The sequence below is a fragment of the Pantoea sp. 1.19 genome (genome assembly GCF_001922585.1).
Classification (GTDB): Bacteria; Pseudomonadota; Gammaproteobacteria; order Enterobacterales; family Enterobacteriaceae; genus 1-19.
This window is the reverse complement of sequence record NZ_MRBS01000037.1, coordinates 1-847: the sequence shown is the minus strand read 5'-3', so window position 1 is coordinate 847 and position 847 is coordinate 1. Positions and strand designations below refer to the sequence as shown.

Here is an 847-nt window from a genome sequence, read left to right as displayed (position 1 = left end):
GGGAATCTCGGTTGATTTCTTTTCCTCGGGGTACTTAGATGTTTCAGTTCCCCCGGTTCGCCTCGTTAACCTATGTATTCAGTTAACGATAGTGTGTCGAAACACACTGGGTTTCCCCATTCGGACATCGTCGGCTGTAGCGGTTCATATCACCTTACCGACGCTTTTCGCAGATTAGCACGTCCTTCATCGCCTCTGACTGCCAGGGCATCCACCGTGTACGCTTAGTCGCTTAACCTCACAACCCACAGGCGTCCTGTGAATCGTGAAAATTTGAGAGACTCGAACGCGTCGCCGCCGTCATTCTTTATTTACGGAAGAATGGGCGCAACGCGTCGTTTCAATTTTCAGCTTGTTCCGGATTGTTAAAGAGCAAATATCTCAAACGTGGTTCGCAAACCAGTTTTGAGATATCGGGGGAGACACCTTTCACCTGTCACCAAGCAGTGGCGTCCCCTAGGGGATTCGAACCCCTGTTACCGCCGTGAAAGGGCGGTGTCCTGGGCCTCTAGACGAAGGGGACACGTTGTGTCGTGGCTTCGCAGACGCTCTGCTTTCTCTACTTTTCTATCAGACAATCTGTGTGAGCACTACACGAGGCAGTATCTTCAGGTAAGGAGGTGATCCAACCGCAGGTTCCCCTACGGTTACCTTGTTACGACTTCACCCCAGTCATGAATCACAAAGTGGTAAGCGCCCTCCCGAAGGTTAAGCTACCTACTTCTTTTGCAACCCACTCCCATGGTGTGACGGGCGGTGTGTACAAGGCCCGGGAACGTATTCACCGTGACATTCTGATTCACGATTACTAGCGATTCCGACTTCATGGAGTCGAGTTGCAGACTCC

1 tRNA gene and 2 rRNA genes are annotated in these 847 nt (G+C 51.5%); all 3 read right to left on the bottom strand.

Annotation, left to right across the window (positions count from 1 at the left end):
• A 23S ribosomal RNA gene (locus tag BS626_RS18025) occupies positions 1-238 on the bottom strand; the annotation flags it as partial.
• A gap of 209 nt (positions 239-447) precedes the next feature.
• Positions 448-523 (bottom strand) — tRNA-Glu (locus BS626_RS18020).
• A gap of 90 nt (positions 524-613) precedes the next feature.
• Positions 614-847, bottom strand: a 16S ribosomal RNA gene (locus tag BS626_RS18015); the annotation flags it as partial.